The following is a 17,539-nucleotide window of genomic DNA, read 5'->3' as shown; positions in this document are numbered from 1 at the left end:
CATGAAAAACTATACGAAATTTATTGCAATTGGTCTATTGGCAACTTCATTGACGAGCTGTAGCTTCTTTCAAGGTTCAAAAAAATTGGTCAAAGAGGATGCATATTTGTACATCCGAACAGAAGCGAATTTTGAGGAAGTAATGGACTCTTTGAGTACCAAAATGACGGATTTGGATGTTTTCCGAAACTATGCAGAATCAAAAGATTTACCTGAGAAATTGAAACCTGGGAAATACAAATTGAATGAATCCGACACCAACAAAGAATTGGTCAATCGTTTGATTTTAGGAAGCCAGGAAGAGGTGAAATTGAGGATTAAAAATGAACCGACCATTTTTCATTTGGCAAGTTCAGTTTCCAAAAAAATTGAAGCCGATTCAGCTGAAATAGTTCAAGCCATTGTGGATTGGGGAATGAAAAAAGATCCCAATATGACAGCCGAAACAGTCAAAATTTATTTTGTTCCCAATACCTATCATTATTTCTGGAATACGTCTGGAGAGAAATTTGTGGAGAAAATGACAGCCGAATTTGACAAAGTTTGGAACAAAGAACGCCAACAAAAAGCTGCTGCGATGAATTTCACACCTTTGCAAGTTTATACTTTGGCATCCATTGTTCAAATGGAAGCTTCCAAAGTAGACGAACAGCCCAAAGTGGCTCAAGCTTACCTCAATCGTTTGGCAAAAGATATGCGATTGGAAGCCGATCCTACATCGATTTATGCGTATAAATTGCAGAATGGATTTGACAATAAAATTCAACGTGTGTATCATGGACATTTGGCAATTCCATCTGATTATAATACCTATAAAGTGAAAGGATTGCCTCCAGCACCTATCTGCTTGCCCAATACGACAGCTGTGGATGCCGTTCTAAATCCTGAGGAACATCCGTATGTGTATTTTTGTGCTGACCCAGATCGCCCAGGATATCATAGTTTCACCAATAGTTATGCAGAACACGAACGAAATGCTGCGAAATACCGTAAATGGTTAAACGATAGAGGAATTAAATAATTAGGGATTTTCAATCTGAATAACCTTGGAAACGTAGGTGGTTCCGATTGGACTATAATGAATCCCAAAATTTGCGTGGAATTTTCCATTCTGATCGATTCTTGGAATTTTAATTTGAATTTTTTCTTGCTCAAATGGTTTCAATTCAATGGTTTCCGATGAAATAGGTGTGGAAGCGATGACATTGTACTGATGATCTTGGTAATAATTCAAATTCATTTTCAAAAGAGAATTGGGTCCAATTTCAATCGATCTATCGTGACCATTTGTGATGATGATTCCAAGAATCATTGTGTCCTTTGAAAATTTTAAGTTGTTTACGTCTGTTCTAATTTCAATCAAATGATAGGTCTGATAATTCTCAATTTTTTTGATGAAATAATCTCGGTTTTTCAATCCTTTGAATGAATGTTCAGACTTTACCCAAGGTGAAATGTATTCAACGGTTTGTCCATTAAAACTTTCTTCCCAATCCCACAAAGTGTATTGACTCTTTCGATTTCCCAACGTTCGGTGTACCGCAACTTCACGTTGAGGATTGTAAAATAAAAACAAAGAAGCTTCTTGGTATTTTTCCAATACCACCTTTTCAGATGAAAGTTTTCCAGCTGTTAATGCGAAATCTTTGTCTTTGTATAAAGGCGAAATTGAAGGCATTGCAATCAAAATTCGCAGAAGGAAAATCAATCCAATTCCAATCAATCCTAAAACATAAAAGGTTTTGTTTTTGGGTTGTTTGTTCCAAAACCAAAAGCTAATAAAGGCCATTGCGACAAAACTGATCAGCAACCATTGCGGCTGGACATTGTCTTTGAAAGTGCTAAACAGAAAAAATACTACGGGAAGAATCGCCAATGCTTTCACTGATTTTTCGAATGGATTTTCTATTTTAAATCGAAAAATAGCTTTCCAAATAAAATAAACCAAGAAAGGCGCACAACCCAAAAAGACCATTCCAATATAATTCACCAATTTGATGATTTCAAATTTTTCATCTGCACTTCGTTCAGAGAAATGATAGGAAATTGGTGAGAAATCATGTTCGTAAAGCCAATTCAAATGAGGAGCGTACAAAACCAAACTAAACAAAATCGCTAGGTAGAATTTTGGATTTCGCCAAAGATTGGAAAGGATGGGAAAAAGCGTGAAGCCTATAACCAAAATCCCGTGGTATTTGCTATACATAATTCCGGCGAAGGCAATTCCTATGAGAAACATGGTTGTCCAAGTATTTTTCTCTAAAAAGTTTTTGAGCGTGAAAAGATAGAAAACCGTAAAAAATAAAAGGGGCGCATCGGGTGTAGTTAAAAATCCAAATGCATGAAACACCACACAAGAACCCAAAATCAGTCCGAATAACTTTTCTTCTTGTTTGGTTTTGGGTTGAAGAATTTTCCAACAGAGTAAAATGGTCATTCCACTCATAAAGGCACTCAGAAATCGAACGCCTAATTCATTTTGAAAGATGGAATACCCCAATGAAATCCACCAAGCAACCATAGGTGGATGGTCAAAATATCCCCAATCCAAATGCTGCGACCATACCCAATAATAGGCTTCATCTTCTGCCAGCGGAGTTAAAAACGCTTGCAATAAATTGATGAATATGACAAGTAAAATTCCTAGTATGAGTTTTTTTGAAGGCACAAAAAAATGGATTTATTCGACAAAATAAACCCATTTTAAGAAAATATAAACCATTAAATTCTTTTTGTTCCGTAATTCTTTAGGTCATGATAGGAAATTCGTTCACCCGAATCCATTGTAGAAGGATTCTTTTTGAACCAATGTTTCATGCGATTGTAATCTAAAAAGTAACTAATTTTGATCGAGAAACTATTCAATTGTGGCTGGTCAAACATATAATTGAAATTATCATTGAAACTTCGCTTGGAGAATTCTTCATAACTCTCTACCGAATTTCGGTACAACAAGGACAATTGACTTCCAGGTGCAAACCACCAATTGAATCGTAGATCTACATTCCAGTTGTTATAGGTCGCATTGTGATTGTTTGTGTAATTTTCAGCCAATGTTAAACTTCCATCTTGATTCAAAGTATTGATTGATTCATAAGTTACATCGGTGAAATAATGTCTAAAAGCCAAATTCAACGCCATTTTTTCATTGAAAATATACTGAGCTTCTAAGGAATTTTCCAAAGTATTTCGATCACGAACTCCGATGAAAATATCCTCTCCCGATTTTCCTACAAATCCATTTTCTTTGTCCGATAAAGTTGCATGGAAACTATAGAAAACTTTGAAGCGGTCAGAGAATCGATAGCGAGGGGCGAAATCCAAAATCAATCTTCCTCTACCTTTTTGGTCGTATTTGTACCAATCGATGGTGGCATCAATGGCTAATTTTTTGCGGTAATCGGTCGAAATCCAAGCCCAGATATCATAAAACATAGGAACTACTAAATGTCTTCCAAAAGTTCTTGGTTCGTAGATTTCATTGAATTTGAATAGAGTTGTTTCAAATCCGCCTCCAAAACCAAAGAATTCCTTGGTATTGAAACTTGAGTTAAAATTTAGGTTGGAATTATAATGCAAATCAGGCTCAATTCTACGATTGTAATTCAAATTAAAGTTCAAATACATCGAATTCAGAAATCCTTTGGGTTTCAACAAACGATAGCCATAATACAAATAGTAATTCATGTAATTGGTCGGTCCTGTATACCCCAAATCATCGATGTTGTAATCTTTGGTTCTAAAAAACATACTGGCTTGATAACGATGGGCTCCACTGATTTTCGCTACCCCAACATTTCCTTCCATTCCAAATTTGGTTTTGTCCTCCATGACCCAAGCGCCTTCTAAGTTTCCAGCAAAATTCCAAGTATTGGATTTGTTGGTGATATTGGCATAGATTCCCGTAGCATTCGCATCTCGAAAATTTCCTTCGCGCATGGTATTGGTGTTCACCAAAGAAATGGAACTGTTTTGTCCAAATCGTTGATCCAATACAAAGACATTGTAATTGGCTAGAGGTTCAATCAATTCTTTTCTCGTTTCGCCCGTTAGTTCATTTTGAACCTTGGCATAGGTTTTTTCGGTAATCGCGTTAAAAACTCCAATTCCTAAATTTTTATCTGTTCGACCGGAAACTTTCAATGCGTTCAGCAAATCAATTTTTGCTGGATATTCCGAAATCACTTCATTTTCGCCAAGTAAGGGTTGTCTGGATGGACTACCTCCAATTCTTCTCGAATAGAATAAATTTCCTTTGGAAAACATTTCGGTTCCTTCTGTGAAAAATGGACGCTGTTCCACATATTGAACCTCAAAAGCTGATAGATTTAATACTGCTTCGTCAAATTTGGTTTGACCAAAATCGGGCACCAAAATCATATCCAAAGTAAATGCATCATTGATTCCATATTTCAAGTCCAAACCACCATTTACGGTAATGTCAGATTTGCCATCATAATGGGTGAAATAGCTCGAAACATAGGGTTGAAAAGAAAGTCGAGTAGGAGGATCGATGCTGGAAATCCCATGAATTTCACCGTCATAAAAGGCAAAACTACCTTTGGTGTTGTCTACTGGACTCCAAACATAACGCTTACGCGTTCTTCTCACTTCACGTTCTATGTTCAATCCCCAAACTTGTTGCTCTTTATCGGGAAAACGAAGTTCTGAATAAGGGATGAAGATTTCCGCTACCCACCCAAAATCGGTAATTTGAACTGCGCTATACCAAACCCCATTCCAAGAACTGTCTTCATTTTCATTGGTAATTTTGGAGTCGTATTGGTTTCCGCCTGCTGTAATCGCAAATTGCAAACTTTGTTGACGGTCGTTGTATCCATTGATGAGAAAATAGATAAAATCAGAATTCCCAATTCCATCGCGTTCGGTCAATTCTTTCAAGATTTTTTCAGGTTCTGAGTCAAACATGGTCGCACCCAAATAAATTCCCAAATCATCGTACAAGATTTTTACTTCCGTTCGTAAGGAATCGGGTTCTGGATTGCCATTGGTTGGCGTTCTTTCTACAAAATTTTTGGCAATGGGAGCATTTTGCCAAACAAATTCATCTAAAAATCCGTCGATTTTTGGACGTTCATTTATTTTTTCAACTTGAATCATTTTTCGCGAAATGCTATCTTGGGCGTAACCAAAAATTCCCATAAGAAATAAGCTGAGCACTAAGATGAAATTAAGGATTGTTGACATCGTAATAAGTTTTTGAATAGACGATTGATTTTTTCTCTTGTTACAGTTGATTGGGTAGAAGGAATTTTTTTATGGAGTCTTAGGGACTTTTGGTGGTTTTGGAGATTCGAGTGCATTGGAAATTTTATCACCTAAATTCTCCAATTGAGTCAAAAAGGATTTCGTTAGTTTCTTTTTATCTCCTTCGATTAAAATTCGACCAGAAGACAAACTGATGTAATATCCTTTTCCTTCCCAAATGGTTTTGGTGCTAGTTGTGGTTTGAGGTTTTCCCATTTCCTTTTGAACCAAAGTCTGAATGGTCGAGGTTTTTTCTTCATCAAATTTGGCCAAATAACTATAATCTGAATCTGTTCCACTAATCGAAACCGAAACTTTGGTTGATTGATGAGTCGTATTGTTTTGTGCCATAACACAGATTCCAATAAATAAACTAATAAGGAAAATAATTGCTTTCATACTGTTGATTATTTGATAGAGCAAATATCTATCAATGAAAATCGAATGTCGGTTAATCTTAAGTTAATGAAGGGTTAATGATGCTGAATGAACGTTGCTTTCTCATTTCGTTTTCTATTTTTGTTGTGTGAAAAAGAACAATCAACTTCGGTATTTAACCATAATTTGTGTCGCTATTCTGGCAGGTTTAATTGCGATTCAATACTTTTTGGTTAGCAATACTTACAATCTTAAGAAAGAAGAATATGTCAAAGAAGTAAAGGATTCTGTCAGTATTTTGGTCAATGCTCCTCAAATCGATACGTTGGAACTTGCGTTTCAGGATATCGTCAAGGATTTGAAGATTCAAGAATTGAAGGATAGCATTACGTCGGCTGAATTTCATGCTTTGTTAAAAAAGAAAACAGATTCGATCAGAAATTTGACGCAAGCCTTTTTGAATCTTCATCGTAAGGATTATCCGATTCTAGATGAAATTAATATACGAGGTAAGTTCAACATGATATATTTTCGAAACGATACGATTTCCGATACCATCATAAGCATTTCCAATGCGTCATTGATTTACATTGGGAAGGAATTAGAATCATCCGAAATTTTTCGTTTAGGCGGTGGATCTTTTTTGAACAATAGCGATTGGATAAGTGATGATTATAGGACTCATACGCGAGAGAAATACAACATCAAAATAGACCATGTCATTGATTTTGATATCAACAATTGGAAACGAGAAGTGTTGTCGCGAATGGCTTGGATTTTAATCGCCGCGATCGTTCTACTTATTTCGGTCGTAGCCTTGTTTTTCTGGATGTATAGAGCCATGATCAAACAACGTAAAATTGCTGAAATCAAAACTGATTTCGCCAACAATATTACCCACGAATTAAAAACACCCTTGACTTCTTTGAATCTTATCGTGAAATCCTTTCAAAACGAACAATTGTTGCAAAATCCCGAAATGATGGAATCTCTGATTCAATCCATGAGTCGTCAGAACAACCGAATTCAACAGATTTTTGATCGAATTTTGGAAACCACTGTTGACAATCCAAAAGTGAATTGGGAAAACATCGAAATTGTTCAGTTTTTAAAAGATCATGTAAAGGATTATCAGTCCAATACGCATGATATCGGTTTAGAATTGGAGCCCAAAGAATTATTTCTTCAAACTGATTCCTATCAATTGGGGAGAGTTTTGCAAAATATTTTGCAAAATGCAGAAAAATATAGTCCTGAAGGTTCTGAAATTTGGATCAAAGGAAAAGAGCGTCAAAACGAATATTGGATTGAAATTCATGATTTGGGTCGAGGAATTTCTCCAGCTGAAAAGAAGAAAATATTTGAGAAATTCTACCGCGTATCCCAAGGAAATTTACATGATGTAAAAGGTTTAGGCTTGGGCTTGTATTTAAGTAAGCAAATCATAGAAAGCTTAAACGGAAGCATTTCGGTTGAAAGTCAAATCGGAAAAGGAAGTATATTTACATTGAAACTTCCTATTTCTTAGGTTAAAAAAGGTTGCATGATGACAAAAGTTTTAATCGTTGAAGATGATTTAGATTTAGGGAATTTGCTGAAGCAATATTTGGAATTGAACCAATTTCAAGTCAGTCGAGTTTACAATGGCGAAGAAGCGCGTGCAATTTTGCTTTCCGAGGAATTTGATATTTTGATCCTAGATGTGATGATGCCCAAAGAAGATGGTTTCACTTTGGCGAAAAAACTCCAAACGCATTATCCGCGTCTTCCTTTTTTGTTTGTAACGGCCAAAAAGCTCAAGGAAGATATCATTACCGGATTGCAATTGGGTGCAGATGATTATGTAACCAAACCTTTTGATGCAGACGAATTAATTCTTCGAATTAAAAACATTCTCAAACGAAAAAATCAAGTTGTAGAAACACCAAAGGCAGATTCCTATCAGATTGGTAAATTCAGATTTGAACCTGAAAATTTAACGTTAAAATCGGCCAAAACGGAAAAGATTTTGACCGAAAAAGAAGCTCAACTATTGCATTATCTCATTCAAAACAAAGACAAAATCATCCGTCGAGAAGACGTTTTGGGATTGTTATGGGAAGAAACTGATTTCTTTTCGGGGAGAAGTTTAGATGTCTTCATCAGTCGATTGAGAAAATACCTTTCACAAGACCCCAATTTGCAAATTGAAAGCATTCGTGGAGTTGGTTTTCGGATTAATTTCTAAGCAAAACCTATTCTGACGAAAATCAATGCTTTATTTTAGTGAAAATCCAACGATTTTCTTACTTTTGTGGCTACGTAAAAATTTTTAGAAATGAATCTTCACGAATATCAAGGAAAAGAAATCTTAAACAAATACGGCGTAAAAATCCAAAGAGGAATTCTCGCTACTACACCTGAAGAAGCGGTTGAAGCTGCTAAAAAATTGACAGAAATGACCGGAAAAGAAGGTTGGGTTGTCAAAGCACAAGTTCACGCAGGAGGTCGTGGTAAAGGAGGAGGAGTGAAGTTTTCTCCAAATTTTGACAAATTAAAAGAAAACGCTCAGAACATCATCGGAATGCAATTGGTAACTCCACAAACTTCAGCAGAAGGGAAAAAAGTTCACCAAGTATTGGTTGCAGAAGATGTGTACTATCCAGGTGAAACAGAAACTTCTGAATTCTATGTATCGGTTTTATTGAACCGTGCGACAGGAAAAAACATGATCATGTACTCGACTGAAGGAGGGATGGACATTGAAGAAGTAGCAGAACATACCCCAGACAAAATCTTTACAGAAGAAATTGATCCAGCTGTAGGTTTACAAGGTTTCCAAGCGCGTAAAATCGCTTTCAACTTAGGGTTGAGCGGAGCTGCTTTCAAAGATTTCGTAAAATTCATTGACGCTTTATACAAAGCATTCGTAGGAATCGATGCTTCTATGTTTGAAATCAACCCAGTGTTGAAAACTTCAGACAACCAAATCATGGCAGTTGATGCAAAAGTTTCGTTAGATGGAAACTCTTTGTTCCGTCACCCAGACTTAGCCGCATTGCGTGATACACGTGAAGAAGATGCAACAGAAGTTGAAGCTGGTGAAGCCGGATTAAACTTCGTAAAATTGGACGGTAACGTAGGTTGTATGGTGAACGGAGCCGGATTGGCAATGGCAACCATGGACATCATAAAATTGTCTGGTGGTAACCCAGCAAACTTCTTGGACGTTGGAGGAACTGCAGATGCGGAACGTGTTGAAAAAGCATTCCGTATCATTTTGAAAGACGAAAACGTAAAAGCTATTTTGGTGAACATCTTCGGAGGTATCGTTCGTTGTGATCGTGTAGCTCAAGGTATCTTAGATGCTTACCAAAACATGGGTGATGCAATCAAAGTTCCAATCATTGTTCGTTTACAAGGAACCAATGCTGAAATCGCAAAACAAATGATTGACGATTCAGGATTGAAAGTAATGTCAGCGATTACATTACAAGAAGCTGCAGACCGCGTAAAAGAAGTGGTAGCTTAATTTAGTATCAAGTATCAGGTACAAAGTATCAAGATAAAAACATAAAGAAAAGGAATCCATTTTGGGTTCCTTTTTTCGTTGAAATAACTTAGTGAACCTTTATTTCTTCTTTATGACGCTTTGTGTTTAAAAAATAATTCTTCACTTCGCGCCCCTTTGCGTAATCTTCACGAAACTTTGCATAACAACCAATTCCAATACCTAAAAATTCCTACATTTATACCGAATACAATCCTACATAAAACATCAAAAATGCAAGACCCAAAATCATTAACATCCGTAGCCGAATTCCACAAAACCTTCCAACATCCCATTTTAGAGACTCCACAAATCCCATCCGAAGCAAGATGCAAATTGCGTGTTTCCTTGATTCAAGAAGAATTAAACGAACTTCAAGAAGCCATTGACAACAAAGACATCGTAGAGGTTGCCGACGCACTTTGTGACATTCAGTATGTTTTGGCGGGAGCTATTCTTGAATTCGGATTGCAAAATAAATTCTCCGAATTATTTGACGAAGTCCAACGTTCCAATATGTCCAAAGCCTGCAAAACTGTCGAAGAAGCTGCTGCTACTATGCAACATTATTTAGAAAAAGATGGAACCCAGAGCTATTACAAAGAAAAGGATGGACTTTATTTGGTCTATCGCAAAGACGATGACAAAACCTTGAAGTCTGTAAACTATTCGCCAGCTGACTTAAAAACGATTATAGAAAGATAAACTATGTATTGGGCGGGCTCTCGTCTCGTTTTAAGACGAGACGAGACCGGGCTATCCGTTCCTATCTTTTTGGCTTAAATGGATTGACTGAAAATTCAAACTAGAGGAGAAATGCAGTTTCGGTAAATAAATGGTGGCTGAGCATTTGATAATAAGAGGAGAAACGCAGTTTCGGTAAATAAATGGTGGCTGAGCATTTGATAGTAAGAGGAGAAATGCAGTTTCGGTAAATAAATGGTGGCTGAGCATTTGATAGTAAGAGGAGAAACGCAGTTTCGGTAAATAAATGGTGGCTGAGCATTTGATAGTAAGAGAAGAAATGCAGTTTCGGTAAATAAATGGTGGCTGAGCATTTGATATTAAGAGGAGAAACGCAGTTTCGGCAAATTTATGAAGGCTGAGCATTTGATATTAAGAGGAGAAACGCAGTTTCGGTAAATAAATGGTGGCTGAGCGGAGTCGAAGCCAAAAAGGATATCTACTTTCCTCCCTGCCCGATTTTTCCCACACTTGTAGAAAGCCCTAACAGGGTTTCAAACCCTGTTAGGGCTAAATAGTAAATAAAAATATTCTAATTAGAAAAAAAGAAAACTAGACCTTCACCTTCTTCCATCTTCCCATTTTGAAAAGAATCAAACCGGCGATTGAAATCAGTGTTTCTGCCACAGGAATTGCAATAAATACTCCTGTTTCCTTTAGATTCATTGTATTGGCCAAGAAGTATGCAAATGGAATTTGAAACAACCAGAATCCAAAGAAGTTAATCCAAGTTGGCGTCCATGTATCGCCCGCACCATTAAATGCACTAACCATCACCATTCCCACACCATAGAAAATATAACCAGCGCTCAAAATGTATAAAGCACGAGTCGCGATTTTTACAACCTCTTGATCGTTGGTGAAAAACTGCATGATGTCAGCTGCAAATACATAGGATATAATCATTACAATCGCCATGTACATTACATTGTATTTGGCTGTTGTATAAACAGATTGTGTGGCTCTTTCAACTTGTTTAGCTCCCAAATTTTGCCCCACAAGAGTGGCTGCGGCATTGCTAAATCCCCATGCGGGTAGCATAAAGAACATCATGACACGAAGCGCTGTTTGGTATCCAGCAGATGCTTCGTCGCCACCCGATTCAGCTACCAATCTCGCTAAGAAAATCCAACTACAAGAGGCGATGACAAACTGCATCACGCCAGGAGAAGCTACTTTTAAAACAGCTTTTATTTGGTTGAAATTCGGAACGAAATGTCCAAAGTTCATTTGCAATTTACTTTTGGGTGAGAATAAATGCCATAACTGATAGGCAACTCCCGTTGATCGACCAATGGTCGTAGCAATAGCTGCGCCGGTTAAACCCCATCCGTCAAAATTTCCAATTCCTGAAATCAAAATAGGAGCGAGGATAATGTTCACGCCATTGGCAAGCCACAAACTTTTCATCGCGATGGCAGCATCCCCAATTCCCCTGAAAATCCCGTTGATGAGAAACAACAAAACGATGCTAAAACTTCCACCCATCATGATTTGTACAAAGGTTTTTCCATATTCGGCAGATACCTCCGAAGACCCCATCAAAAGAAGAATTTCCTTGGCATAGATAACGCCAAATATTGTGATAATCAGATTGATTCCTAGAGAGATCAATAAGGTTTGCGCGCCTGCTCTGGCTGCTGCTTCTGGATTTTTTTCTCCAATCCTACGAGCTACAATAGCTGTAGCTGCCATGCTCAATCCTATGGAAATCGAATAAACAATGGTTAAAACGGATTCGGTTAATCCTACGGTTTGAACTGCAAAACTGCTGTTTTCCAAATGACCGACAAAATACAAATCCACCAACGCAAAGACAGATTCCAAAACCATTTCCAACATCATAGGAATGGCAAGTAGAAGTACAGCTTTTTTTAAATTTCCAGATGTGTAATCATAGTTGGCCTCTCCTTTTAAGGCTTGCCAAACGATTTTAAAATAATAAGATAATTTATGTTGTGATTTTATAGATGACATAATACAATAGCTTTTGATTGAAATGGAAGTTTATTTCTCAAGAATGATTCTTACGCAAAGAATCCAAAAGCTATGATGTACATGGTTTTGATGAATTTGACAGCAAAGGTAAAAAAAATATTAAGTATGTTACGATCAAAAAAAATAAGGCGATCCTATGACCGCCTTATTTTTATCTTATTGTAATCTCTTATTTTACTATTTATTTCCCTTTGTAAGGACTAGCATTGTAATATTCCATTGCTTTTGGCATGATTTTTTGAATCTGCGCAATTCTGTTTCCAGGATTAGGGTGCGTACTCAAAAATTCTGGTGGAGATTGTTTCCCAGCAGAAGCATTTTGCATTCTTTCCCAGAAAGCTACTGCTTCTTGAGGATTATATCCAGCCATAGCCATCAAATACAATCCTGCTTCATCGGAATCCAATTCCATGCTTCGGCCATATTTCAACATTCCCAATTGTGCACCTACCGGATATAACTGATTGAAAACATTTTTCCATTGTTCATTTGAGATCGCAACATTTCCGCCCAACATTATTCCTTGCGCTAACATTCCGTTTGATACTTGTTCTGCACTATGACCCGCCAAAGCATGTGCTACTTCGTGACCCATGACAACCGCAACACCATCTTCATTTTTACAAACAGGTAAAATTCCTGTGTAAAACGCAACTTTTCCACCTGGCATACACCAAGCGTTTAATGCATCATTTTTGATCAAGCTAAACTCCCATTCATAACCTTGCAAAGAACTTCCTTGACCGATTTGTGCATAGAATTTTTCTGCCGCAAATTTTATTCGTTGTCCAACTTCATTGACCATCTTGGCATCTTTTGATGTTTTATCAACCTCGCTTTCTCCTAATACTTGGTCATATTGTGCAAATGCTTGAGGGAATAATTGTGCATTGGAAACCAATGATAAAGATTGTCTACCAGTTAACGGGTTGGTAGCGCAAGATGTAATCACCAAAATGGCTCCTATCATCAAAGCTAATTTTTTCATATGTATTTTTTTGAAGGTTCTATTTTTTGTTTTACAAAGTTTGTTCCAATTCAATTATCGACCTAACTTTCTTTTGATTTCGTTTAGTTTCATAAGTGCTTCAACAGGAGTCAAGGTATTGATGTCAATTCCCAATAATTCTTCACGTATCGATTCCAAAATAGGGTCATCTAATTGGAAAAAACTCAATTGCAAATTTTCTTCAGTAGTTTTTTGCGCTTGATCACTCATGTTTTTTTGCGTAGGAGATTTCTCCAAGGTTTTTAAAACTTCATTGGCTCTTTTCAAAACCCATGCAGGCATTCCAGCCATTTTCGCTACGTGAATTCCAAAACTATGTTCACTTCCACCTGGTACTAATTTACGCATAAAAAGAATCGTATCCTTTGCTTCTTTGACACTCACATTGAAATTTTTGATGCGAGGAAATGATTTGGTCATTTCATTTAATTCGTGATAATGCGTGGCAAATAAGGTTTTTGGTCGAAATTTATGTTCATGGATGAATTCAGAAATCGCCCATGCAATAGAAATTCCATCATAGGTGCTCGTTCCTCTTCCAATTTCATCCAAAAGAATTAAACTTTTTTCAGACAAATTATTGAGAATACTAGAGGTTTCATTCATCTCCACCATAAAGGTTGATTCGCCCGACGAAATATTATCAGATGCTCCAACACGTGTAAAGATTTTGTCTACAATCCCAACTTGAGCATTTTTAGCAGGAACGAAACTTCCCATTTGCGCCATCAATACAATCAAGGCTGTTTGACGTAACAATGCTGATTTTCCCGACATATTTGGACCTGTAATCATGATGATTTGTTGGTCGTTGGGTACAAGTGAAACGCTATTGGCAATGTAGGATTCTCCAGGTTTCAATTGCTTTTCAATTACAGGATGACGACCATCTTCAATGATCAAATCATTTCCTTCCGAAATTTCAGGTTTAACGTAATGATTCGTCTGAGCCAATTCGGCAAAGGAAGACAAAACGTCAAGTTGTGCAATAGCACGAGCCGAATTTTGAATTTCGGGTAGTTCATCCACCAATTCCTGAATCAATGTATTGAACAATTGGGTTTCAAGAGAAAGAATTTTTTCTTCTGCTCCTAAAATTTGATTTTCGTATTCCTTTAATTCTTCTGTAATATAACGTTCTGCATTGACCAAGGTCTGTTTTCTGATCCAATCCGCAGGGACTTTGTCCTTATGCGTATTTCGAACTTCAATGTAATATCCGAATACATTATTGAACGAAACTTTGACACTTGGGATGCCTGAACGCTCTGATTCACGGATTCGAAGCTCTTCTAAATAATCCTTTCCCGTGTTTTGTAGACCTCTTAAATGATCCAATTCTTCTGAAATCCCCGAAGCAATAACATTTCCCTTGACCAATTGATGAGGTGGATCTTCGGTTAATGCTTGAAGAACTTTACACGCAACCTTTGACCAATCTTTGATTTCGTTGATCAAATGTTGAATTCTTTTTTCACCACTAAATTCTTCTTTGATTTCTGTAATGACTTGAAGACTTTGTGCCAAATAACGAAGTTGTTTCGGAGTAATTCTACCCGTCGAAATTTTGGCAGCCATTCGTTCCAAATCCGATAGTGATTCAATTTTTTCACGTACTGAAAAACGATGTTCATCTTCTTTCAAAAAGAACTCAACCACTTCTTGCCTTGCTTTGATCCTATCAGCGTCTTTCAGCACCATTACCATCCATCTATTCAACAATCTTGCACCCATAGCAGATTGTGTATGATCCATGATGGACAATAATGTTTTGGCATTTTCGTGAGGCGAATAAATCAATTCTAAATTTCGAATGGTAAAGGGATCCATCCAAACAAAACTATTGGCGTCCAATCGTTGAATTTGGGTGATATGTTGGATGTCGAAATGATGAGTTTCGTCCAAATAAGAAAAAATTGCTCCTGCGGCAATCGTTCCCAATGTCAAATTTTCAATTCCAAATCCTTTCAGCGATTTGACCTTGAAATGATGGGTTAATTTATCAATCGCATAATCCAATTGAAAAGCCCAATCTTCAATTTGAAAGGTACTTTTAACTTCAGGAAATTCAATTTTCTTTCGTTTCTGATAGATAATTTCACTTGGTCGAAAGCTTTGAATCAATTTATGAAAATGATCTTTTGAACCTTCTGAAACCAAAAATTCACCTGTCGAAATGTCCAATAATGCCACACCATATCGATCTACTTCCATATGGACAGCCATCAAGAAATTATTGGTTTTGGCTGAAAGAACTTCGTCATTCAGTGCAACCCCAGGCGTGACCAATTCCGTAACACCGCGTTTGACGATAGTTTTGGTCATCTTAGGATCTTCCAATTGATCACAAATCGCGACTCGTAAACCTGCACGAACCAATTTCGGCAAGTAGGTTTCCAAAGAATGATGTGGAAAACCAGCCAGTTCAATATGAGAGGCAGAACCGTTTGCTCTTTTGGTTAGAACAATGTCCAAAATTTTGGAACAACGGATAGCGTCTTCTCCAAAGGTTTCATAAAAATCACCCACACGAAATAACAATAAAGCATCTGGATATTTTGCTTTGATGCTGTTGTATTGCTGCATTAAGGGAGTTTCTTTTTTGGACACGGCTAAATTTTTAAGGTTGCTAATTTACTTAAAGCTTTTCAAGTAAGGAATTTCTTTGCGTAACTTTGCGCCAACTTTTTTCGATGGAAAAAGGACTTCATACAATTTACAAAAAGAGAATTAGGTCTGCAACGGTTTGGCTATGAAAAAATTAAAGTTAGAAGAGTTAGGAAGGATTTCTGTAGAAGAATTTAAAGAAACTGAAAAGATTCCAGTGGTGATTTTGATGGATAATATTCGCTCTGCCCATAACATTGGTTCCGTTTTTCGTACAGCCGATGCATTTCTGATGGAAAAAATCTACCTCTGTGGGATTACCGCAACTCCTCCCAACAAAGAAATTCGAAAAACTGCTTTGGGCGCAACCGAAAGTGTGGATTGGGAATATGTAGAAGATATTCATGAATTAATTCCACAACTGAAAAACAATGGATTTAAAATTTTGTCCATTGAACAGGTTGATGGAAGTCAGAATTTAATGGAATTTCAAGTTCAACCTAACGAGAAAATAGCTATCGTACTTGGAAATGAAGTTGAGGGAGTACAACAATCAGTAATCAATATGAGTGATGCTTGTTTGGAAATTCCACAAGATGGCACAAAACATTCCCTTAACGTTAGTGTATGTGCAGGAATTGTGATGTGGGAGTTTTTTAGAAAGTTTAAATAGTATCCAATTTCTCAAGATACACCACATCTAGCGTTTAATGATTAACTAAACAGTTTTTTGGTGCTGAAAAATTTCGATTCAAGACTTCCATTAGAAACCATGATGACGACAGAGAGAAGATAATTTGAATATTATTTCTCTTGCAAGAATTTTATGGTGACAGAATTCTTAAATTTGCTTTTTATGCAAAGAATTCAACAAATACTAATTCTGCCTTTCGTTGGTCTAGTGCGCTTTTACCAATTGGCCATTTCGCCATGGATGGGAAGCAATTGTCGATATAGTCCAACATGTTCGCATTATATGTTGGAGGCTTTAAAAACACACGGATTGTTAAAAGGTTTATATTTGGGGTCGAAAAGAATTTTAAGTTGCCATCCTTGGGGTGGTAGCGGATATGATCCTGTTCCTAAAAAAGAAAAATTATGACAGATTTATTTTTAGCCATTACGTGGAATGCTGATCCGGTAATGCTTGATTTCGGATTTTTAAAAATCCATTATTATAGTGTGTGTTGGATTATCGCCTTTGTTTTGGGATGGTATATCATGAAGAATATCTTGGAAACAGACAAACAAGATGTCAAGATTTTGGATCCATTGTTTCTATACGCTTTTATCGGGGTAATTGTTGGAGCAAGATTGGGAGAATTGTTTTACAACATAGACCATTATCAGAATATGCCTATATCTGATGCTCTTATTCAAATCTTTTTACCTGTTCACCCCAATCCAAATTCATCTGCCATATTTGGTCTATTACAAGGATATGAATTTTCTGGATTTAGAGGATTGGCGAGTCATGGTGCGGCATTAGGGTTTTTATTGTCTGCCTTTCTCTTTAATCGTAAATATTTAAAGAAAAATCTATTTTGGTTGTTAGATCGTGTTGCCTTAACGGTGCCATTGGGAGGAGCAGCAATTCGTGTGGGGAATTTCATCAACTCCGAAATTGTTGGTACTGAATCCAATTTGCCATGGGCAGTGAAATTTGAACGATTGATTTCCGAGTATGGAGATGCCGATGTTGCGCGTCATCCATCGCAATTGTATGAAGCAATTTGCTATGTGATTATCTTTTTCATTTTGTGGAGAATCTATAAGAAAACCAATAGAAAATACCAACAAGGATACCTATTTGGATTGTTCTTCACCTTGTTATGGTCAGTTCGTTTCTTTGTGGAATTCTTCAAAGAAAATCAAGGAGATGAATTTGTAGCGCAAAGCTTAAATATAGGATTAAACAATGGTCAAATTCTCAGTATTCCTTTCATCTTATTGGGAATTTATGTGATGATGACTTCAAAAAATAGAACATATCAAGATTAAAATCT

At 36.8% G+C, this 17,539-nt stretch carries 14 protein-coding genes; 8 read left to right on the top strand and 6 right to left on the bottom strand.

Annotation, left to right across the window (positions count from 1 at the left end):
- Position 1: 1 nt before the first annotated feature.
- Positions 2-1,021 carry an endolytic transglycosylase MltG gene (gene mltG, locus ABID46_RS02325; protein ID WP_354506635.1) on the top strand — a complete coding sequence of 340 codons (1,020 nt, stop codon included), beginning with the start codon at positions 2-4 and terminating at the stop codon, positions 1,019-1,021.
- Here the strand turns inward: mltG and ABID46_RS02320 are convergent, their stop codons facing one another.
- From ABID46_RS02320 to ABID46_RS02310, 3 genes are all read right to left on the bottom strand, one after another.
- Positions 1,022-2,668: an ArnT family glycosyltransferase gene (locus ABID46_RS02320; RefSeq protein ID WP_354506632.1), complete on the bottom strand. Its 1,647-nt coding sequence runs from the start codon at positions 2,666-2,668 to the stop codon at positions 1,022-1,024.
- Between the two features lie 53 nt (positions 2,669-2,721).
- The gene (locus ABID46_RS02315) at positions 2,722-5,208 is read right to left on the bottom strand and encodes a DUF5916 domain-containing protein (protein ID WP_354506628.1); all 2,487 of its coding nucleotides are present in this window, start codon (positions 5,206-5,208) and stop codon (positions 2,722-2,724) included.
- Positions 5,209-5,277: 69 nt separating this feature from the next.
- Positions 5,278-5,667 carry a hypothetical protein gene (locus ABID46_RS02310; protein WP_354506625.1) on the bottom strand — a complete coding sequence of 130 codons (390 nt, stop codon included), beginning with the start codon at positions 5,665-5,667 and terminating at the stop codon, positions 5,278-5,280.
- 127 nt (positions 5,668-5,794) lie between these two features.
- Here ABID46_RS02310 and ABID46_RS02305 point away from each other — a divergent pair, with 127 nt between their 5' ends.
- From ABID46_RS02305 to ABID46_RS02290, 4 genes are all read left to right on the top strand, one after another.
- The gene (locus ABID46_RS02305; protein WP_354506622.1) at positions 5,795-7,174 is read left to right on the top strand and encodes a sensor histidine kinase; all 1,380 of its coding nucleotides are present in this window, start codon (positions 5,795-5,797) and stop codon (positions 7,172-7,174) included.
- An 18-nt stretch (positions 7,175-7,192) separates the two neighbouring features.
- A complete protein-coding gene (locus ABID46_RS02300; RefSeq protein WP_435529318.1) occupies positions 7,193-7,873 on the top strand; it encodes a response regulator transcription factor in 681 nt (226 codons plus the stop codon).
- Between the two features lie 90 nt (positions 7,874-7,963).
- On the top strand, positions 7,964-9,157 hold the full coding sequence (gene sucC / locus ABID46_RS02295) for an ADP-forming succinate--CoA ligase subunit beta (RefSeq protein WP_354506616.1): 1,194 nt from the start codon (positions 7,964-7,966) through the stop codon (positions 9,155-9,157).
- Between the two features lie 252 nt (positions 9,158-9,409).
- Positions 9,410-9,880, top strand: coding sequence for a pyrophosphohydrolase domain-containing protein (locus ABID46_RS02290; protein ID WP_354506613.1), 471 nt, complete (start codon positions 9,410-9,412; stop codon positions 9,878-9,880).
- Between the two features lie 591 nt (positions 9,881-10,471).
- Here ABID46_RS02290 and ABID46_RS02285 read toward each other — a convergent pair.
- The 3 genes from ABID46_RS02285 to mutS all read right to left on the bottom strand — a co-directional run bounded on the left by ABID46_RS02285 (position 10,472) and on the right by mutS (position 15,512).
- Complete coding sequence (locus ABID46_RS02285; RefSeq protein WP_354506610.1) at positions 10,472-11,896, bottom strand: MATE family efflux transporter; 1,425 nt, start codon at positions 11,894-11,896, stop codon at positions 10,472-10,474.
- Positions 11,897-12,098: 202 nt separating this feature from the next.
- Positions 12,099-12,905: a M48 family metallopeptidase gene (locus ABID46_RS02280; RefSeq protein WP_354506607.1), complete on the bottom strand. Its 807-nt coding sequence runs from the start codon at positions 12,903-12,905 to the stop codon at positions 12,099-12,101.
- A 54-nt stretch (positions 12,906-12,959) separates the two neighbouring features.
- Positions 12,960-15,512 carry a DNA mismatch repair protein MutS gene (gene mutS / locus ABID46_RS02275; protein WP_354507043.1) on the bottom strand — a complete coding sequence of 851 codons (2,553 nt, stop codon included), beginning with the start codon at positions 15,510-15,512 and terminating at the stop codon, positions 12,960-12,962.
- Positions 15,513-15,678: 166 nt separating this feature from the next.
- Between mutS and ABID46_RS02270 the strand changes: the two genes are divergently transcribed.
- The 3 genes from ABID46_RS02270 (at position 15,679) to lgt (ending at position 17,534) form a co-directional block, all read left to right on the top strand.
- Positions 15,679-16,206, top strand: coding sequence for an RNA methyltransferase (locus ABID46_RS02270; protein ID WP_354506604.1), 528 nt, complete (start codon positions 15,679-15,681; stop codon positions 16,204-16,206).
- 183 nt (positions 16,207-16,389) lie between these two features.
- A complete protein-coding gene (gene yidD / locus ABID46_RS02265) occupies positions 16,390-16,635 on the top strand; it encodes a membrane protein insertion efficiency factor YidD (protein ID WP_354506601.1) in 246 nt (81 codons plus the stop codon).
- Positions 16,632-17,534 carry a prolipoprotein diacylglyceryl transferase gene (gene lgt / locus ABID46_RS02260; protein ID WP_354506598.1) on the top strand — a complete coding sequence of 301 codons (903 nt, stop codon included), beginning with the start codon at positions 16,632-16,634 and terminating at the stop codon, positions 17,532-17,534. Before yidD ends, lgt begins: the two co-directional genes overlap by 4 nt.
- The last annotated feature ends 5 nt before the right edge of the window (positions 17,535-17,539 follow it).

The sequence above is a fragment of the Moheibacter stercoris genome, from assembly GCF_040545805.1.
GTDB lineage: Bacteria > Bacteroidota > Bacteroidia > Flavobacteriales > Weeksellaceae > Moheibacter > Moheibacter stercoris.
This window is presented reverse-complemented; position numbering and strand designations above follow the sequence as displayed.